The organism is Candidatus Nitrosocosmicus franklandus (genome assembly GCF_900696045.1).
GTDB lineage: Archaea > Thermoproteota > Nitrososphaeria > Nitrososphaerales > Nitrososphaeraceae > Nitrosocosmicus > Nitrosocosmicus franklandus_A.
In genome coordinates, this window is the sequence record NZ_LR216287.1 from 1,995,809 (window position 1) to 2,015,570 (window position 19,762).

The window sequence follows — 19,762 nt, forward strand, 5'->3', positions numbered from 1 at the left end:
CTGCTTTAACCTTGTGATTGTCTAAAATTTTCAATCATTTTCTTCAAATTTCATACATTGTCAGTTTCTTTACTGTTGTTGTATTGATTTTGCTTTTCCCGTCCCAGGCCTTTAGTTTGGCGAGTGAATCGAAAAGTAGTAGCGTAATAGAAAATCCAAGAGCATTCGTGAAGAATTACTCTACATATAATGATGGCGATAATAATACCATAATCGTTGGTTCTGTCGCAAAATCGGATTATCAGGATTTTCCACAAACGGTTCTGGTTGGATTAAAGACCTTTAATAATATTACAGGAAGTAACGAAATTATAACTGAGGCTCCCTATAACTCAATATTATACAAAGATAATGAACCATTTCCATTCAAATTCAAACTCAACTCTACGGTATTCCTAGATGCGGTAAATTCAAAACCATTCATTTTCGAAAGTAGAAATGTAAGCTTGCCTATTACCAAACTTAACACTTTTAAGTTGGATTATCCAGTTCTTCCTCAGGGTAATCATAAGGAGTTATATGGGAACATAACAAATACCAGCCCCATTCAATTAAATAATATAACCTTGTTTGCAATAGTTAATGACCGTAATAGCACTCAAATAGATTCCGTAAAGACAGTAATTCCACACCTTAAACCATACGAAACTCTTAATTTTACCTTTATTCCAGATCCTGTCATAGAGAACAGGGTTTACTTCTATAGCTGTGTGGGTGGAGACGTCGATGATATGAAAGTAGATCAATTTCAAATTATTAACATATCTTCTTCCAAAGTACTTGGATACAAGTTCTCTAGTATAATGCAAATTGATTATATAGATTACAATGCTACTAATAATCAATTTGTCTTTAAGATTAACAATATCTATCCATATCCAGGATCCCTATCTTTACAATTAATGCCTATTCAAGTTGATCCTTTGAATGTTTCAATTGACGGATTACCTATTGAAAACATGAATGCTAGAAATTCGGATAATAAGACTTTAATAGGTTTGTCTATTCCACAAGGTACCCATAATGTAACAATATCTAATATAAGTGGAGAGTAGTAGGTTTTAACGGCTCTGTTCAGTTAACGATAAGCCTATAGCTTGAAAGCATTCCATTTCTTTTATGCTTACTAGAAACAGAACGCCTTCAAAGTATGTATATTATGGGTTGCATTTGTACTTTTCAGGCTTATCCTTAAGGAAAGCCTCGGAAAGATTATCTCAGATATACAAGAGAAATCACGTTTCCATTTGGAATTGGATTCAAAAGTACAAACCCCAAAAGCTGAAGTCAACTAGAAGAAGAGTTCTAGAGTATATAATAGATGAGACCATGTTAAAGGTGGGATCAGAGTTTGTCTGGCTCTGGGTTGCAACTGAACCAGACAGAAAACAGGCAAATTCTCGCACTGTCTATCTCTAAAGAAAGAAACATGTTTGTAGCTGAAAGATTCATTTCAGATTTAGTCAAGATTCATGGAATTCATCCAGTTTCGACTGATGATGGAGGTACTTGGTATCCAATGGCCTGTAGATTCTTAAATCTCGATCATCACATTCATTCCTCTCTGGAGAAAAGTCTGATTGAAAGAAAGATGCAATACATAAAGGATAGAACCGAAAGTTTCGATGACTACTTTCCTTGTAGAATAAAGAATTGCAAGTTAAAGCATGTACGGAATTGGCTGCGGCTCTTTGTAGACTATCATAACAATGAAATAAAACATATTAAGTGAACAGAGCCGTTTTAACACATCTATAATTAATTTTTAAATTTTACTTCGTTCAATTGATCTCAATATTTATGATTCTATCACTCTGTCCTATAGTAATCCATCTGAGGAACTAAGCTGATTTAGAAGAATCTTTTTAATATGATTGGATTAATTGATATTTGTTGATCGACTCTGAATTAGTAATAAAGCGATTAAATTTACAGGAACATCCATATGAAGGTGGTAATTTCCGAGAGGTGTATCGATCTCCTGTATTAGTCTCATATGACGAATTATCAGGGACTAATCAAAATATATATACCGTGGATAATCAGGGAAAACACTTAAGAAAGAAATTGCGTTCAGCTTCTACCTTAATCTATTATCTACTGGACAAGGATCAAATTTCACCTATACATAGAGTTAAAAATGATGAAATCTGGCATTTTTACCTGGGAAGTCCATTAATCATATATGTCCTTGATAATAAACAGTATCCTACAAGGGTAAAATTAGGAAATAACCTTGAGGATGGCGAAACCTGCATACATTATGTAATAAGGAAAAATTCTTGGTTCTGCGCTGAAGTAGAAAATAAGGACTCATTTACTCTAGTAGGTTGTACTGTTTCTCCAGGATTCGATTTTGAGGATTTCGAATTGGGTAAGAAATCCGAATTACTTGTTCTTTATCCTCAATTTAAGTCGATAATCGAAAAATTCTCAAAGTGAATGGTATTTGTTATTAGATATTTTGGTTGAACGCACCGCTCAAATTTTGTTTTCTAATTGCTCTTGTATGTAATTCTATGACACTTGTTTGGTCTCGGCGACTACAAAAAACTATAAAATAACTAAAGTCATTTACTTTAAGGACTTTTCATTTCGGATAGCGTATTCTGAAAATCCTTCGTATTTTTACGATAGCAATGTATATTTTTACTTGATTCATACTTAGTTCCTAGTATATCCAATAAGGTAACAATATCGTGATTGTGAACATTGTCATCATTACACTCTGCTGTTCTGTTCCTTTGCAATAACTTCCTTACACTATTAAAGTTGAGATCTTTATAAAGTAATTAAATTTATTGATTATATCAGATCTGGTAACAGTAATATCGTATAATTATTTTATCATTCACTCATATCGAGACTAATATCATTTTCAATCTTTTTGCTGTTTAAATGCCGTGAAATTCGAAACCTGTTTTGTCATTTAATGATGTCAATAACCTCTATTTGGTTTTCTCAAACGGAAGACGATTCATTAATAAATAACTACTTTTAACAATTATCTTCGTACCTATGATCAAAAAAATTTTCCCGAATTACCATTTTGATGATTATTGCCACTATTTTAATAATGCCATCTACTATGTTGCAATTTTCACAGACACAGCTTAGTTCTAGCAATCAAGACACGATTCTAAGGACCACAAATAACGATAGAGAGAAGCTGTTGGCGTTCCGCCACTTACATGGGGTGACAATCTGGCAACTATAACCCAAAATCATGTTAATAAGCTACCTCAGAGGGTCGTTTTGCACAGTCCTCAGATTCCTGGTTCCTTTGAGAACCTTGCTCAGGGACCTGTGAGTTATTCAGTAGCTGATCTGGTCCAGTTATGGGCTACCAAAAAAGGACCGTGACGGTCTCCCTCTGTCTATATCAACAGGGCCGAAAGCTGGACATTTCACAGCTATGGTCTGGCAAAATACCGGTGAGATTGGCTATGGACTGGCAAGTACAAGCATGAATAAGATTCTGTTAAATCGCTATAGTCCGCCAGGCAACCTAATATGAGAATTGCCATATGGTCGCGCCAGCCAAGTTGTTGCAGAAGAAGATATTACTTTTGGAGTAGATGAGGGTGCTCAAGTTTAGGACTTTGATGAACATAGTAACTAAGACTTTGGTGAAAAGTCAGGTAGCCTAACTAATCAACTAAAACAAATCTTACCATTTTTTTGTTTCATTTTTTTAGCCTCTGGAGAGGAGTCATCAAGATCAAATCTTGTTCGGAATTATAGTAAATACATCCAAGACCCGAGAATTCAGAAATTCAATAATTTTATGATATTGGATGTAGGTTCATTGTCTGGGTGTACCAGACCTAAAACTAGCTGTTCATTCTTAGAGTTACTGTATGTCAGACCGTCGCATTCCAGCATCCTACGTTTCAATGTATAGTTATCAGTTTGTTGCTTTGTATATATAAAACCAAATTTTTTGTATCATAAACTGCCATTCTAAACTTATTAACATAATATTCTGATTTTATGGTAGAATGCGGAAAATACTGCCGCTGAAAGGATAATCCCACCCTAAATTTGCACACTAAATAATTGATAAATAGTATTCAAGGATACTAATATCTCCTGCCAAAGAAGAAACACCATTACTGTAGACAACAGGGTGTGGAGATAATCTAAAGTAGGCTGTCTACGCTCTAAGCATCTAACGATCAGACCAAAATTACTACCATTGCTTTCTAGGTTGGATCCATTAATACAATTTGTAAGCGCCAACCGGCTTATGAGATGCAAAAGCGTAAGGAGTTACGAGAAGACCACTGAAGCCTATTCCGATACCTCAGATTATCTTTCCATCCTGTAAATTTAGTATGGGTTACTCAATAGTTCATCTACAGATTAACTTTCTATAGAGAGAAGGATAGAAAAATATAAAATAAATTTTATCTACTTTTATTCAACCTCAGTAAATCAGCATCAGCAATAACTTTGGAAGGATACTAGAGTAGTCAGTCAATCATTCAACTCGCAGACAATGAGAATCCTCTTATTCTTCCCGGTCACTTCTCATTGCTTTTTTCAAAATTGTGTCAAATATTATTCGGATTTCATCATTTGTTTAGTAGTATTATAGAATACCTCTACTTTTGAACATGAATCTTGATATTTGAATATCAACATTAAATTCTATGTATTGACGAAATTCATTAATCTCTAATTTTCTATCTTCATAATTGTAGAAAATAAAATTTACACATAGGTTTTACACTCCCATACACCGTTGCTTTTCGATAATGATTATGCTCCAACTAACCAACTGATATACTAGAATATTTATGTCCTTGTTATGCAACCCAAGAAAGGAGAAAACTTTGCAATTATTGTGAGATTGAAGCTCGTAGTTTGATCATCGAAAAAACCGAATCAAAAGCAGTCCATCGAAATTTTTGTTTGATATGTGATTTCTAATAAACTGCGCACAAAATTTTCTAATAAGGATATGCCATATAGAATAATTATTCTATAATTGAAATTAATTTATAATTCTTATTAGATAATCTTTGTAACTGCTCTTCTATTACATTAGATATATCTCTCACCTGCTCTTCGATCTTCAAGTTATTTCTAAGAATTTCGTCTTTTCTTTGATTTTCGGTTATGCGGAGTTCACGTTCTCTGTTCCTCTCCTCTTCCTTTTGTGATATTTTCTCTAGAATAGTAACCTTGTTATTCTCCTTTAGTTTTTCTATCTTTGAATCGAGTTTTAGAATTGCCTGCTTAAAGCGAGGTAATTCATCGATCAACATGTCAAAATATTGCATAATTTTACCTGCATCTTTTAGGCTAATTTTGTTTGACATTACAGAGTCTTTCATTTCTTTTACCAAATTAAGGTATTCTGATATGTCGGGTTTATATGCAATTTCAGAAGGATTATTGATAATAGTATCTATTTTATCAACTGTTGCCTTTGTAAGTCCATATGAGTATTTGTTTGCTGCTTTGGTAAGATGACTTGCAATTCGATTTAGTTTTTCTATCAAAAGTTTTCTTTCTCTATCGATCTGTTCTTTTTCTTGTAGGTATTTTAGAGCTTTTGAATAGTCTGAGGAAGATTTTAAATCACTTAGTTCATTCTCTTTTCTTTTAATTTCTTCATCCATTTTTTTAAAGTTGTTATTGATCGTCTGGAGAGTCTTTTCAGATTTCTGCTTTTCATCTAAGTTATCCGTTAAGGCCAAAAGATTTAATCTACAGTCGTCGATGATCTTCTTTTTTGCAGATAGCCCTTCAAATTCGTCCCTTAGTATATCCGAAATGTCGCTTATCTTTTTTAAATCTCCTCTCAAACTGTTTGCATGTTTTTTCATGAATGTGTTAACGATTCGGCTATGAGAGCTGGTAACTTCGCCGAATCTGTTGATAGAGGCATCAAGCGAGTCTTTGAATTTTACAAACTCATCAAAATTCTTGGGTGTATCTTGTATGTTGGAAGCCTCTCTTTTCAATGCCCTGACTATAGTATTCTTTGTATTTTTGACAAGGGGAGCAAGTTTTTCTTCTTCAACTTCAATTTCCTCATTTTTCAGATCTTCTGCAATCGTATCTATGTGTTGAAAAATTAGGTTCGTCTCCTGAAAGGTTTTATCTAAATCTATCAAAATATTCTGAATTAAATCCCCTTCAATTCTGTCTAGCAAATTTCGTACATCTTTTATTGTCAGTCTATTTTCTGTATTCTGTGGTGATGGAGAGGATTGGATTACTGGAATATCATTCTTTTTATCTTTTAACTTCAATACATCTTTGCCTTTTCTCTTAAAAAAATTAAACGACGGCATGGATCTATAATAGTTTCGATGAAAATAAGTATATATGTTGATACATCGAATACATCTGTTCTTCTCTTTTACTTTAACAGGAAGGTTTAAAATTTAAGAATGATTTATGAATCATATAGGGTAATCTAAATTATTATCAACACAATGGCAAGAATTCTAACTCATATTGGTTCTTTCACAGTCATAAATTTTTTAACTTGAAAAATTGTTTATAACTTGAAGTAGTCTATAATTACTGTGAATGTAGAAAATTTCCCTTTTGAAAATGCATCTTATATTAACTTGGAAACCTACCGAAAGAATAAACAAGGTGTTAGGACTCCAGTCTGGTTTGTGAGTAAAAATGATAATATCTATGTAGTAACTCGAGAGAATACAGGTAAAGTAAAACGGATCCGAAATAATAATGAGGTCAAAATTGCAAAATGTGATTTTAGAGGGAAAGTTAAGGGACCGTGGATAACAGCAAGGGCACATATAATTGAGCAGGAAAGTAAGGAAATTCTGGAGTTGAGGAATAAGAAATATGGATTCAAAGCCAAACTTGCTAATTTATTTACCCTTACCAAAGGAAATTATGTCGTTATTGCTATACAAATTTAGATATATTTCTCACCTGCTCTTTCCAAAACATGTAATCCTGTCCTCACAGATATGTTTATTACATAGTATCGTCCCATTTAGCTCAAATTCTAGTTGTGATTGCTCAGTTTTCTTCAAAGAGCAGCAACAAGGGTATAATATGTCTTAAGAACAACAAAAATTAAATATCATTATTAAGTAGCTAATTCATATCCGAATTTAAAAAAGAAAAATCAACAAGTTCAAAGAAAAATAAGATCGAATCCTTTTCCTTAGAAGATGATAACTCATTTGGTGATTTATTAAAACGGCTTGATGAAGATGAATTAAAGATAACGGTACAACTTTATGTGATTAAGAGAGGAAAAAGAGTAACACAAATCAAAGGATTTACAGACCAAAATCAAATGGAGTCTATTGCTCACGAGTTAAAAAAAACTATTGGCACAGGTGGAACCGCTAAGAATGGCATAATTGTACTGCAAGGTGACCATCGATCAAAAGTCACTGAATTTCTATTATCAAAGGGATTTTCCGAAGAAGCCATAGAAGTAATTTAGGAAAGTTGCAATTGTAGTTAGATTAAGGAAGGGGGTGGTCTGATTCCACTCAGAGTAAAATAGAACATATCGTTTATCTACCCTTTTTGTAAAATGATGCCAGTTAACGCGCATACTCGAAAGGTATAGAGGTTTTTTCATGGTATACAAGAATATTCAATATATAGGAAGCTTTATTGATAGATATGCTCGACCATTTGTCCATTAAGAGAATTGACTGGCAAAAACCCCGTAAAGAAGGTCTTACTTATATAGTGGATAAATTTCAGGGATTTGATGCTGAGAATTTTAAAATAATTTCCTCATTTATTGATATGGTTAAAATTTATGGAGCATTGCCTTTGATGATCACCGATGACCAGTTAGCAAAGCGAATTTCGTTCTATCATCATCATGACATTTATGTATCTTTGGGTAGTACTCTTACAGAATTTGCTTTACTGGAAAAGTCTTTTGACACATATGTTGAAGATGCACACCGATTAGGATTTGATATAATTGAGATTGGTGAAAATAATATAGATTTAACAACCGAAAGAAAGAGAGAGATAGCCGAAAAGTTAAGATCAAAAGATCTTACTCCTCTTTGGAAAATAGGCAAGAAAGATCCAAGAAGACAACTCTCTTTTGATCAGACCGTTGCCAAAATTAATGAAGCTATTGCAGTGGGTGCAGAGAAAATTCTGTTGGAAGGTAATTTGGGATATGCTGTAAACATTTATGATGAAAAAGGAAATGTTAAATGGAATATAGTAGGTGCAGTAACATCTAAGATCTCTCCAAATCGGATCATTTTTGAAACTCCTTTGGAGATACAACAGTCGGCTTTGATAGCCGAATTCGGTCAAAGAGTAAATCTCGGTGAAATCAATTTAGAAAATGTTATGTCAATAGAGTCACAAAGAAAAGGATTTCTGTCTAGATCAAGTTATGGAATATCGAGTATGAAAAAAATTGCAAAAGGTAGTCCCGCCACAAAATTCATATACTATGTTATCAAAACTAAGCACTCTCTGGAGCAAAGTGAAATAATAAACATTACAAATCTACCTAGAAGAACAGTTCAGACGGGACTTGAAGAGCTAAAAGAACAGGGCTTAATCGTCGAGAAAACCAATCTAGATGACATACGAAAAAAAGTTTATCATGTAGTACAGGATGAATGGATATGACGTTACTAAAAACATATAACGAATCTGATCTTACATTATTTTCATCTCATGTGAACAAAACAGCAAGAGTAAGTACTGAAAAGGTTGACCTAATTACAAGTATTATTCAATAACAATTTTATGGGTGCTAATCTAAAGGCTAAATTTTTAGACTGAATAGTTCGACTTGGTTCAAAAGATATCGAATTAGACTAATAACAAGTTAAATTATATCTGCACCTTCAGATTTAATTTTTCCTTAATTTTCTGTGTCAGGGGCTCATATTTGATAAACCTAGTCCCTTGTGTAAGATTTCAAGACAGAAAATATCTATATACCATAGAAGGAATTAGAGGAAAATTTTAATTGTATTGCAACAAATCGGATTCTGTTCGGGGTTTGATTATTGAACTCTAGGATATTGGGTGGGTATGATATACCTCATACTAGCAAAGATAGCGAGTAAGTCAATCTTAATCCAAATTTCTGGTTCGTTTGGAACATAGTACACATTGCGATATATGAAGTTCATATTAATGTTAAACATTTCGCATTGACAATAGACGTGTCGTTTCTTGATTAGAAAATAATTCAGGGCTTTACTGATACTAAGGATCTTTTTGGTTACTTTGTATGAAAATAATGATCCCACATGATCAATATTTGATCTTAGAATATCCATCTTTAGTTGAATCAATGTGAAGATAAAATGATGAATGGTTAATCTAGAGCAAAAGATGATCTCTCTTTACGAGTCCAATCTGACCTAACTTAACATCAAAGAGGAACTTGAATTTCCTATATGCCTTATTAGTAAAATGTTAGAAAGCTAGGTCAAAGATAGCAACCTTTTTGGGGTGAAAATTTCGTAATTACAAAAAAATCTATTATTCTGTATGGTTAGGAAGGGAGATGGTCGTTTAACCTTGTACAAATTTTGTTATATCTAAGGAAACTTGTAGGAAGATTTTACTGTGTGATTATCACAAAAAACAAAAATAACCTCTTGATAAGATCTTAATGTTAGTCATGAATAAATACCAACCGTTATTATTAGTTGGTTTATTTTTGATCGTTGTATTAACATTTAACAGTATTATCTTGACATTTGCTTGGAAATCCCTGCTAAAGCTTAGTGATTATCGCTATGATTCAAAGAAGCTTGAAGATTTAAGATATTTCGCTTTGTCAAAAATCAATGATGATCGAAAAAAGTATAATCTTCCTCCATTAATTTTGAGTAATAACACTGCTGCTCAAATTCATGCAAACGAAATATTGCGTACCAAATCGCTATCTCATTTGACATTGGATGGTTATAAGCCATACATGTTGTATTCCTTTTATAATGGAACCGGTTACGTCCAACAAAACGTAGGTCAGATCAGTTATGTTCTTGCTAATAATAGTCAAGGCTACTATACAGTGTCCGATCAGTGCTATGATGAAACAAAATTCTATTGTCCAGTAATTGATCAATATGATGCAATTAGTAATTTGGAACATTCTATGATGTATAATGATAAACTTTGTTGCAACGATGGCCACAGAAATAATATCTTAAACAAGTATCACACCCATGTTAGTATTGGTATTGCATACAATGACTACTACTTTGTAATGGTTCAGAATTTTGAAAATCATTATCTCGGACCTAACTTCAAAATAATGAAGGAAGATGATGATATCAAACTAGAGGCTAGAATTAGTGATCCAGACAAGTTTGACTTTGTAATTAATCATGTTTCGTTCTTTTTAGATGAATTTCCTACTAAACTACATTATGAGAAAAATAGAGACAAAAATAGTTACGATTTTGGTGATTTAAAATTGATGGTGTCTAAACCTCTACCCTCAGACCTTGAGTATATACAAGAAAAAGAGGGTGATACCTATAAAATAATAGAGGCAAAAAAATGGGAACTAAAAGAAGGTGATATTAATCTTGAGTTTCAGATCCCTGAGACATTAGATGTAAAAGATAAAATCCTGACAATGGTAGTGTATGCTCAAACCGTAGATACAGAAGGAGATATTAGCGATGAAATTAGTAACGATTATGTGCCTTTGACCTCGTACACTTTTTTTAACTCTCAATCTTGATAGAGAACTAATTTAAAAAAAGGATTAAAAACTGTTACTGTATACTATAGATGTTTTTCTCATTGTTTCTTAAATATAGTCAAGTGAAAATAAATCTATGACAAACATATAATAATATTTATTCATTCATATTATTTTTTTGAGATCACAAGAATACTAAGATTTTCACCGTAATATTGAAACAATTCTTAAACATAAACTAACTAGCAACTCGGAGATGTGTATCTCATAATGGGATTTGTGAGATATTAACCTACCATCTTCATAAACATTAAAATCCATTTCATAACTTCTTGTTGTTCATTATAATAATTTTTCTCCAAATCAACCAATATGTTTTCCTCTCTATAAACAAGGGGGTAATGAAGGAAAAATGCTATCTACATAATCACTTCAATAGTTATTCATTATTGTAAATCGACGATCTCATACACATTGTAATTTTCTCTTCGTGTTATTTTTTTCGTCTCTCATTATCCCATTTAGGAGTTAAGTTTAGGTTTGTATTTTTCCTTATCCTATAGACAAGTGTCATCCAACTCGTTGAGTTCTTTGTTATTATTATTTTTTCCTTCCTTCAATAGTCTAAGATAACAAGATATTGGATTTATTTTTTATTTCTTGGTGCTAAATTATACTTGAAAAACACTAACCTGCGAGACTATGATTCTTCACAAATTTCATATTGTCAATTTTATAATAATGGTTTGTTTCAATACATGAGTATACCTGATAATAGGACTATGAGTGAATTGATGCGTAATATTACCAACTGTGGATTATACCCGAACTTGATCGAAAATATTCACTCATTCAATTTAGATAAGCCTATTAGATTCTATAATGATCATTACTGGAGCAAATCTGTACCCTCCTTTGATGATCCTCAATCGAGTTTATTGGTAATTGGATTAACTCCTGCAGTCAATGGCGGCAATAGGATAGGAGGAATGTCTACAGGTGACAGTCCTGGTCAGTTGCTTATGAAGACTATGTTTGAAACTGGTTTTGCTAATCATCCTGCCAGAGATTCGATTGATGATGGATTAGTACTTAGTAGGGCATACGTTACATCTGTTATAAAATGTACACCGCCAAATAATAAATCCACAGCAAACTATTTCCAATTGTTCTATGCATATGAAAAAGGAAATTGATTTGATGTGGGATCCAATAAAAGTTGTTTTAACACTTGGTAAAGTCGCATTTGACACATATTGCAGTATGACTGATACTAATAGATTAAAATTTAATCGCAGAGATATTTATTTAAACCATCCTGTAAGACTACTAGGGTCTCTTATCATCCTAGTAGAAGAAATACTAATACCGGACTCTTGGTCTATGTGGATTAAAGTTTTTAATACATCTAGTTCGATCTCTGATAATACTTAAAATTTTGTTTAATAGCTCATTAAAGTTTCTTTATTTGAAAACGTTATATAGTGTAAAGACATCTGTAAACAAAAAAAACATTTAATCCAGATTATCGTTACTTCGCTTACATGAACTGTGAATATTATTTGCGAATTGCATGCATGTAACAACTCTGGCGTTTCTTCTTTTGCACAAAATTGACTTATTATATATTGATTTTTACAACATGGGCTTCAAAAATGTTAAACAGAATTTAGTAATATAACTGAACGTCAAAATCAATCCATGTTTATATTCTGGCTTTTATTCTGAACATTTGGAGTTAATTTTACATTGAATTAGTTCTCTGTATATATACTAATAAAGGTAGCAATCATTCGATCAATATATTTAATCAAAATTTTATTCAAAATCTGAATATTTATTTAATATCTCTTTATTTTTTGCTTATTTTTGATTTAATTCTCTTGTTTAGGTTTTATATATGTCATTTAATAAAAAAGGATATCCTTGACCTCAACCAAGTATGACAAGAAGGTAGTATCCAGTCAGAACCTTCACCTTCGCAAGAATACTCAAATCTTGTATGGCGCTGAGAACGCCGTTGGTAAGGGCGTGGAATTTATGAAAAACACAAAACGTAGAATGGATATTACGTTCGACCATAGGGCTCCATCTATTGTAATAAAGATCCCTCAGTATTATGAGGGATATAAGGATATATTATCCCGTGGCGGAAAAATACGCTGTATTACTATCATAACCAAAGAGAACTTGGAGTATTGTGAGGAATTAATTAAAATTGTTAGCGAGTTAAGGCATCTGGACGGTCTCAAAGGTGGAATAGCTATAAATGATTCTGAGTATATGGCAACGACCGTTCTCAAAGAAGCCCAACCTCTAACTGAGGTCATTTATAGTAATGTTGATGAAGTAGTAGAACAAGGTCAATTTATATTTGATACTCTTTGGAAGAATGCCATACCCGCGCAAAGGCGAATTAAAGAATTAAGAGAAGGAATTAAAACACATGAAACAAAATTAATCGAAGAATCATCTGACACGGTAATAGAGAATGTAATTTCTAAAATTTTTGTAAACGAAACTGAGATTAACATTTGTACATCTATTGATGGATCAAAGTACGGCAAAGACTATTTAACCAAGTTTTTAACATCATCACTACACAATTATGAAATAAACCATCAAAGGAAGATAAGACTTTTAGCCGAGATTAACAGAGATAATTTTGATATAATCAAGAAGTTACTTGAATTAGGCTTAGAAATCAAACACAGTAAGGACGTGCTTTCTATAAATTATATAGTTACCAAATCTGATTTGGCTGTAGCTATAAAGAGAACGGGTGAGAATGTACCAACTGATAGTATACTTTATAGTAATGATCCCTCATACTTGGATCACTTTTCAAAGGTATTTTCAGAATTATGGAAGAATGGCCGAGACCCCGAACGAATAATAAAATCATTTGAGGATGAAACAGAGCTGTCTTTTATTGAGACAATTGAAGACCCTGAAGAATCGATTAAACTCATAAGAACATTAATTACTTCAGCTGAGACTGAAATATTGGGAATTCTGCCTAACTTTAATTCCTTTCTTAGACAGGTTGATGAAGGGATGATGAATTTCATAAAGACTATCGCATTATCCAAACCTAATTTGAACATCAGAATTTTGATAGTTGAAGAGGTTAATGATGAAATGTGTAAACAAATAGAATCAATATTTAACCAATACAATAATGATACTTCGGGACTAATAGATGTGAATGATATTCAACTTGAGTACCGATTTAAGGATATTGATAACTTTAGATTAAAACTTTTAGATAGCAAGCTTTTTACGGAAATTGGTTTTTTGATAGTAGACAAGAAAAAGTCTTTGTTGATTGAGTCTAGAAATATACCTTCACTAAATATGTTACAAACAATAGGCTTGTCCTCATATTCAAATAGTATTAGAATTTCAAAATCTTATGCATCAATATTTGATACCCTTTGGAATCAAGCTGAATTATACGATAAGCTTAAGATTCAAGACAGGCTTCAAAAGGAGTTCATAAACATAGCAGCCCATGAATTAAGGAATCCTGTTCAATTGTTGTTAGGCTTTTCGGATATATTAATGAATTCACAGGGAAGCATTGAATCTTGTGATAAATTTATAGTAACTATTAATCAAAGCACAAAACGGCTCGCAAAATTGATTGATAAGGTCTTAGATGTTACACAACTAGAGAATGAGTTATTAATTTTGAATAAAGAGACTTTTGATATAGATCAGCTGTTAATAGATATAGTAAAAGAGTATAATAATAATATTCGTCTCGTAAATAAGAAACAAGTGGAAATTGAATATGCTTCGGAAAAACCCGGCGGTAAAAATACTCTTGTTTATTATAAGGAAGATTTTGGAACAGTGCATGCTGATCGAGTAAGAATTATCCAAGTTATTATGAATATCCTAGAAAACGCTGTGGAGTTTACTCAAGCTGGAAAAATCCAAATCGAATTATGTCAAAAACCAGATTCTAATGAACTATTTCTAAGTATTAAAGACTCTGGGTGTGGGATCGACCCGGAAGTGTTACCTAAGCTTTTCACTAAATTTGTATCGAAATCTAGAAAAGGAACAGGATTAGGACTTTATATTTCTAGGAAGGTAATTGAAGCACACGGAGGTAAAATTTGGGCAGAGAATTGCTATGATAATTCTAATAACATAACTGGTTCTAGATTTACATTTAGCTTACCATACAGAAAATGATTATACTCATTTGATAATGGTTTTACATTGAGTACAAAAATATATTATTATAGATTAATTTATGCGATTGTTAAAACAGGCTATGTTTGTCCAAACAAAGATTCTTTTTTATAACGTTTATCTAGGCCAAAGCTTTTTGGGTTCTCTTGTCAAAGTGGCTTTCAAGACCTGATTTATTGAATTTGTGATATTGTTATCATTTCACAAGTCGTTTTTTAGGACTATTCTGTACCTTGCTTTTCCTTTTTCCAAATGATTCAAAGCTTCGTTTATTTTAGACAATGGAAATTCCTCTGTAATGGGTTTGATCCTATGACGTTGACAGAACTCTAGCATTTTTAAAATGACTGCAGGACCGCCAGTCGGAGAACCTCCTATTGATCTCTCTTGCGAAATAAAAGGAAAAACTGTAGCCTTCATCTGATCGACTGCACCGACTATATGCATTTTACCCCCTGGTGCTAATGTACTAATATATGAATCCCAATCTATGTCTGCATTGGTAGTAACTATGATCAGATCAAATGCATTTGTAAATGCTTTCATATCTTTTATGCTATTGGAGTTAACAAAGTGATTCGCACCTAATTTTTTTGCTTCGTCCTCTTTTTCAGGATTAGTGGAAAAAGCAGTGATGTCGCATCCCCATGCTCTCAAAAACAATAACGCCAAATGTCCCAATCCTCCTATGCCTACAACTGCTACGTGGTTGGTAGAATTAATATTGTTTTGAATTATGGGATTGAAAACAGTGATGCCTCCACAAAAAAGAGGTCCCGCTGATTTATAGTCCAGATTATCAGGCAGGGGGAATGCCCATAATCCTTGACACCGAACTTTGTTAGCAAATCCGCCATGCCTTTCTACTATTACATCTTCTCCGTTTGGACATCGATTATGATAACCACTTAAACACTGTAAGCAAGTTTGACATGACCTGGACCTCCATCCTACCCCCACTCTTTGACCTTTTTTTAAATGCGTCACCATACTACCCACTTTTGATACCTTACCAATAATTTCATGACCCGGGACGAATGGATATTTTGTCATCTTCCAATCATTCTTTAACATATGTAAATCACTGCGACAAATACCACAATATTCAACGTCTATGTCAACCTCATCTGGTTTAAGTGGCCCCAATTCATACTGGAAAGATTCGAGCCTTAAACCAGGTTTTTTAGCAACGTACGCCTTGACTATCATGACAAATATGTGTATACATGTATTAGATAAAAAGTTGATAGTAGTAAAGACACTACTAACTTTGGAGTTGATCACCTGCTTGTTATAATAGCTGAAAACTATTCAACTAATAATTTTGACTTGTACTTGTGTACTTTCATCTGAAATTCATGATTCTGCACAAAAAGTAACCTCAAAACTTTTTACCTTATCCTTTACATGTCGAATTTCCCTCACCTAGGCATTTACTTAATGAGGAATGGATATGATATTTTAGCTACAGGAATCAACAACATTGAGCGTATCAAGTGATATGTGCAGATAAGTATCGTCAATGGATGCTCAGAGTATTTTCTGTGAGTCTAATCAAACTAGCAGGAATTGTTTCTACAACAAACTGATTTTTTCTTCATATAGGTGGGTGGTGAGAGAATTTTCCCATACTCTATCTTATTAAATTGTAACTTGTAACCAATATATCTATTCGACTTCAATGCGCATGTCTTCTCATAAATTCTGATTCTTTATTTTTGATTATAGTTTTCTTCGGAGGTTTCTTTTGACCTTCATTCCTTATGTTGAAAGGTGTAATACTTTATTTTGTTTCGATTAAATATTATTACTTATGATGATTTTAGTTAATAAACTCAGTAGAAGTAATACAAGAATTGATCAAAATCTATCTAAGATTTTTTTCTTTATGATCATAACTGATACAGAGCAAATAATATTCTCAAGTTATATTGTCTTGTTACACTAGCAGTCCTATTAGCGACTATTTCTCCTTACTATTTAGTATAAATACAATTTGATCAAAATATTCGAATATGTGCTATTTAGGAGAAATAACAATGATGTGTATCAGTTCTATGAAGCAACAAGTAATCATGTTTTGACTATATTCGATACTGAACAAAACAATGCTGAATATAATAGGAAGACCACTATCCGTGAAACTTAAAATAATCAAAGTTTCAATTCATCTGTGTCGAAACCTGGGCAGGAATTTGATTCCAGACATAAAACAGTAGGAATATTGATTTTTGACAATGTCGAAGTTCTGGATGTTGCTGGTCCGTTTGAAGTTTTTTCAGTAACTCGATTAGATGAGAATAAGAGGGATTATACTGATTCCCCTTTTAGAATTTATTTAATTGCAGAAAAAGAGTATGTAATAAGGGCTATTGGTGGCCTGAAATTGACTCCTGATTATACATTTAATAATTGCCCAAAACTAGATTTGTTCATAGTTCCTGGTGGCTGGGGAACACGATCTGAAATTAATAATCTGAATCTTATTCAAAATATTCATAATCTTTCTCAAAACTCATCGTTGACCGCTTCTGTTTGCACAGGGTCAAGTCTCCTTGGAAAAGCTGGATTATTAGAAGGAAAAATGGCCACTACTCATTGGCGAACATTTAATTTTCTAGGAACCACTGCTCCAAATGCAAAGATCAAAAGAAACGTTCTTTTTACAGAAGATCAAAAAATATTTACTTCAGCAGGAGTTACATCAGGCATTTCGTTGGCACTTCATTTAGTGAGTTATTTCTTTGGATTAGATGTAGGAATGGCAACCGCAAGATTCATGGAATTTCCATATCCTACACACAATACAAATCCCTTTCATGATGGTGCAAAAGACGCAAGATCCTATTGAATGTGCAAGTATGGCATACATACTTTCATAATAGGTTTCAATTATGAGATTTAGTCACCAGTAACGAAGAAAAATTACTTCATATTTAGTAGAAAAGTATACACAAATTCCTGAATAACTAGAGATCTGAATATGACACTGAGGTTAGTTGTCTTCATAAATATCTTTTCCTTTTTGTCACAATCTTTTTGTTATTTTTTAGCTCAATAGTATTTGGGGTATTTACCAATAACTTTAATTTCTGTCGCTTTGATTTTGAATCAGTAGTATTTTAAGGTAAGAATCGTATTACCGAGCATAGAAATGATAGTTGTTATCATAGATTAGTATTTAGACTCATACACAATGGTAGGACGAATCATCCAAGGAAATAAAATTCATCAACCAAACATGGCATTAATAAACGACCAATTTATAATACATTTGCTACAAGGAAAGGTTATCAATTTAGGGATTGCCATGACAAAGATATGTTAGGTCTCATTAAATATGATAAACTAGAATGTGTGTTGATATTTGACTTTGTTTATGAGATGGATATCTGTGTATTTGCAGTTATGTTTGTCAGTTTGTTTTCTATTATTAACTGATAATCGATGCAGTTTGGTTCTATTGTAACAATATGTTTTGCTGGAAGATCTTATGATAATGAATCATATTGCTCTTATTAGCGATTTCTTTTTCATTATGTCTTGTTAGTTTTATGACGACCAAGGCATTATCTAAATAGGGGGAGTAATCTGCAGATATGTGAGTGGCAAAGATGACTAGAAAATCAAAAGTCTAATCAAAGTTTTGATTAAAATGATTGGGCACAATTCCAAACTTCGAGCAAGTGGTCCTGGACAATTTGAAGGTGAATATTTTTTCATAATTTCATCTACTTCAAGGGGATTCTTTTTGATATTGTCTCTATACGGACTCCTGTTGAGAACCGGATTTAAAAACTTTAAGATCTATGGACCGTTAAGAGTAAAAAACAATTACCCTATTTAGATTGTATTATTTCTATCTTTGTTTGACACATAAAATCATGGTAATTCATAATTTGACAACATCCTAGATGACAACATTCTATAGCCTACGTTAAATGACATGATTGCCTGTTCCTATGAGCTTAAACATACCTGGCCAGAATTTCTGTCTCTACCATGTAAATAAAAGAAATAAAATAGTACTTTAGTGGGAAAAGCTTAAGTGCAAAACCCCTTCTATAGTTAATTTGAATGTTTGATGTAAAAGACCGTTTTAATCGCTTTATGCCATATCGACATTCGTTGATCAAGGAAAAGTATTTAGCTAGTGCCGCCCAGGATCAGGCATTAGAGTTCTTTTCAAATATTTATGGATTAGCTGGTATGAAAGAAAATCTTTTTCGTGCTCTAGTGTCTGATAAGCAAATTAATGTTTTACTTGTTGGTCCACCAGCCACTTCAAAGACTCTTTTCATGACTACGATACAACAGAAATGTAACAACGTATTTTATTTTGACGCATCAAACACTACTGGAGCAGGATTAATAGAGGAGTTATATAATAATAGAAGAACTAGACTTGTAATCATAGATGAGATTGACAAATTAAAGAAAAATGATATGAGTTGTTTGCTTGGATTGTTGAATGACGGACGAATTGTAAAGTCATTAAAACAAATTCGTTATGATTTTAGAATCGAAAATATCAAAGTATTTGCCACCTCTAATACTTTGGTAAATTTATCAAAACCCGTCAGATCGCGGTTTCAGGTGTATCATTTGGATGAATACACCGACGAAGATTTTCTAAATGTAGTTAAATTTTGTCTCCAAAATAAACTTCCAGAGGAAATTAACGAAATGATTGGAATGTTATTAATTGATTCTGATATAAAAGATGTTCGAACCGCCATAGGACTCGGTAACTTGTTAAAAAAGGAAGATACTAAAGAAGATGTTATAAGGGTTTTTGAAAACTGGAATAGTCGCAGAATGCGAGAAAACTTGGATTACAATTAAGTATCGATTCTTTTTATTGAGATTTGGATCAGTTTCTTTCTTCAT

The 19,762-nt window shown here is 32.7% G+C and carries 16 protein-coding genes and 1 pseudogene; 15 read left to right on the plus strand and 2 right to left on the minus strand.

Going from position 1 to position 19,762, the window contains the following annotated elements; all coding sequences use genetic code 11:
• The first annotated feature begins 116 nt into the window (after positions 1–116).
• The 5 genes and pseudogenes from NFRAN_RS09380 to NFRAN_RS14410 form a co-directional block, all read left to right on the plus strand.
• The gene (locus tag NFRAN_RS09380) at positions 117–1,055 is read left to right on the plus strand and encodes a hypothetical protein (protein WP_134484747.1); all 939 of its coding nucleotides are present in this window, start codon (positions 117–119) and stop codon (positions 1,053–1,055) included.
• A gap of 64 nt (positions 1,056–1,119) precedes the next feature.
• Complete coding sequence (locus NFRAN_RS09385) at positions 1,120–1,419, plus strand: hypothetical protein (protein ID WP_134484748.1); 300 nt, start codon at positions 1,120–1,122, stop codon at positions 1,417–1,419.
• Positions 1,352–1,732 (plus strand): hypothetical protein, encoded by a 381-nt coding sequence (locus tag NFRAN_RS09390; RefSeq protein ID WP_134483198.1) that lies wholly within the window; start codon positions 1,352–1,354, stop codon positions 1,730–1,732. The genes NFRAN_RS09385 and NFRAN_RS09390 overlap by 68 nt, the downstream gene beginning before the upstream one ends.
• Positions 1,733–1,893: 161 nt before the next feature.
• A complete protein-coding gene (locus NFRAN_RS09395) occupies positions 1,894–2,442 on the plus strand; it encodes a cupin domain-containing protein (protein WP_134484749.1) in 549 nt (182 codons plus the stop codon).
• 732 nt (positions 2,443–3,174) lie between these two features.
• Positions 3,175–3,363 (plus strand): annotated as a pseudogene (locus tag NFRAN_RS14410) (hypothetical protein); the annotation flags it as partial.
• A gap of 1,619 nt (positions 3,364–4,982) precedes the next feature.
• On the opposite strand, the gene NFRAN_RS09400 reads toward NFRAN_RS14410, so the two are convergent.
• Positions 4,983–6,308 carry a hypothetical protein gene (locus tag NFRAN_RS09400; protein ID WP_145988070.1) on the minus strand — a complete coding sequence of 442 codons (1,326 nt, stop codon included), beginning with the start codon at positions 6,306–6,308 and terminating at the stop codon, positions 4,983–4,985.
• A gap of 237 nt (positions 6,309–6,545) precedes the next feature.
• On the opposite strand from NFRAN_RS09400, the gene NFRAN_RS09405 reads away from it, so the two are divergent.
• From NFRAN_RS09405 to NFRAN_RS09430, 7 genes are all read left to right on the plus strand, one after another.
• Complete coding sequence (locus tag NFRAN_RS09405; RefSeq protein ID WP_134484751.1) at positions 6,546–6,911, plus strand: PPOX class F420-dependent oxidoreductase; 366 nt, start codon at positions 6,546–6,548, stop codon at positions 6,909–6,911.
• 311 nt (positions 6,912–7,222) lie between these two features.
• Positions 7,223–7,450 carry a hypothetical protein gene (locus NFRAN_RS13890; RefSeq protein WP_269472347.1) on the plus strand — a complete coding sequence of 76 codons (228 nt, stop codon included), beginning with the start codon at positions 7,223–7,225 and terminating at the stop codon, positions 7,448–7,450.
• Between the two features lie 185 nt (positions 7,451–7,635).
• Positions 7,636–8,622: a phosphosulfolactate synthase gene (locus NFRAN_RS09415; protein WP_134485790.1), complete on the plus strand. Its 987-nt coding sequence runs from the start codon at positions 7,636–7,638 to the stop codon at positions 8,620–8,622.
• Between the two features lie 1,009 nt (positions 8,623–9,631).
• Positions 9,632–10,705, plus strand: a complete 1,074-nt coding sequence (locus tag NFRAN_RS09420) for a CAP domain-containing protein (protein ID WP_172602252.1) — start codon at positions 9,632–9,634, stop codon at positions 10,703–10,705.
• A 638-nt stretch (positions 10,706–11,343) separates the two neighbouring features.
• A complete protein-coding gene (locus tag NFRAN_RS09425; protein WP_134484754.1) occupies positions 11,344–11,862 on the plus strand; it encodes a hypothetical protein in 519 nt (172 codons plus the stop codon).
• Between the two features lie 4 nt (positions 11,863–11,866).
• A complete protein-coding gene (locus NFRAN_RS13895; RefSeq protein ID WP_172602253.1) occupies positions 11,867–12,100 on the plus strand; it encodes a hypothetical protein in 234 nt (77 codons plus the stop codon).
• Between the two features lie 492 nt (positions 12,101–12,592).
• Positions 12,593–14,872, plus strand: a complete 2,280-nt coding sequence (locus NFRAN_RS09430; protein WP_134484755.1) for a sensor histidine kinase — start codon at positions 12,593–12,595, stop codon at positions 14,870–14,872.
• A gap of 201 nt (positions 14,873–15,073) precedes the next feature.
• On the opposite strand, the gene ahr is transcribed toward NFRAN_RS09430, so the two are convergent.
• Positions 15,074–16,078, minus strand: coding sequence for an NADPH-dependent aldehyde reductase Ahr (ahr, locus tag NFRAN_RS09435; protein ID WP_134485791.1), 1,005 nt, complete (start codon positions 16,076–16,078; stop codon positions 15,074–15,076).
• 967 nt (positions 16,079–17,045) lie between these two features.
• On the opposite strand from ahr, the gene NFRAN_RS09440 reads away from it, so the two are divergent.
• The 3 genes from NFRAN_RS09440 to NFRAN_RS09450 all read left to right on the plus strand — a co-directional run bounded on the left by NFRAN_RS09440 (position 17,046) and on the right by NFRAN_RS09450 (position 19,717).
• The gene (locus NFRAN_RS09440; RefSeq protein WP_134484756.1) at positions 17,046–17,723 is read left to right on the plus strand and encodes a DJ-1/PfpI family protein; all 678 of its coding nucleotides are present in this window, start codon (positions 17,046–17,048) and stop codon (positions 17,721–17,723) included.
• Positions 17,724–18,527: 804 nt separating this feature from the next.
• A complete protein-coding gene (locus tag NFRAN_RS09445; RefSeq protein WP_134484757.1) occupies positions 18,528–18,719 on the plus strand; it encodes a hypothetical protein in 192 nt (63 codons plus the stop codon).
• Between the two features lie 281 nt (positions 18,720–19,000).
• Positions 19,001–19,717, plus strand: coding sequence for an AAA family ATPase (locus NFRAN_RS09450; protein ID WP_172602254.1), 717 nt, complete (start codon positions 19,001–19,003; stop codon positions 19,715–19,717).
• Positions 19,718–19,762: the final 45 nt, after the last annotated feature.

What these genes read in the sequence shown, in the direction of transcription:
- NFRAN_RS09385 (WP_134484748.1), top strand. Translation starts at nt 1,120, where the DNA reads ATGCTTACTAGAAACAGAACGCCTTCAAAGTATGTATATTATGGGTTG.
- NFRAN_RS09400 (WP_145988070.1), bottom strand. Translation starts at nt 6,308, where the DNA reads ATGCCGTCGTTTAATTTTTTTAAGAGAAAAGGCAAAGATGTATTGAAG.
- NFRAN_RS09415 (WP_134485790.1), top strand. Translation starts at nt 7,636, where the DNA reads ATGCTCGACCATTTGTCCATTAAGAGAATTGACTGGCAAAAACCCCGT.
- NFRAN_RS09420 (WP_172602252.1), top strand. Translation starts at nt 9,632, where the DNA reads ATGAATAAATACCAACCGTTATTATTAGTTGGTTTATTTTTGATCGTT.
- NFRAN_RS13895 (WP_172602253.1), top strand. Translation starts at nt 11,867, where the DNA reads ATGTGGGATCCAATAAAAGTTGTTTTAACACTTGGTAAAGTCGCATTT.
- NFRAN_RS09445 (WP_134484757.1), top strand. Translation starts at nt 18,528, where the DNA reads ATGATTGGGCACAATTCCAAACTTCGAGCAAGTGGTCCTGGACAATTT.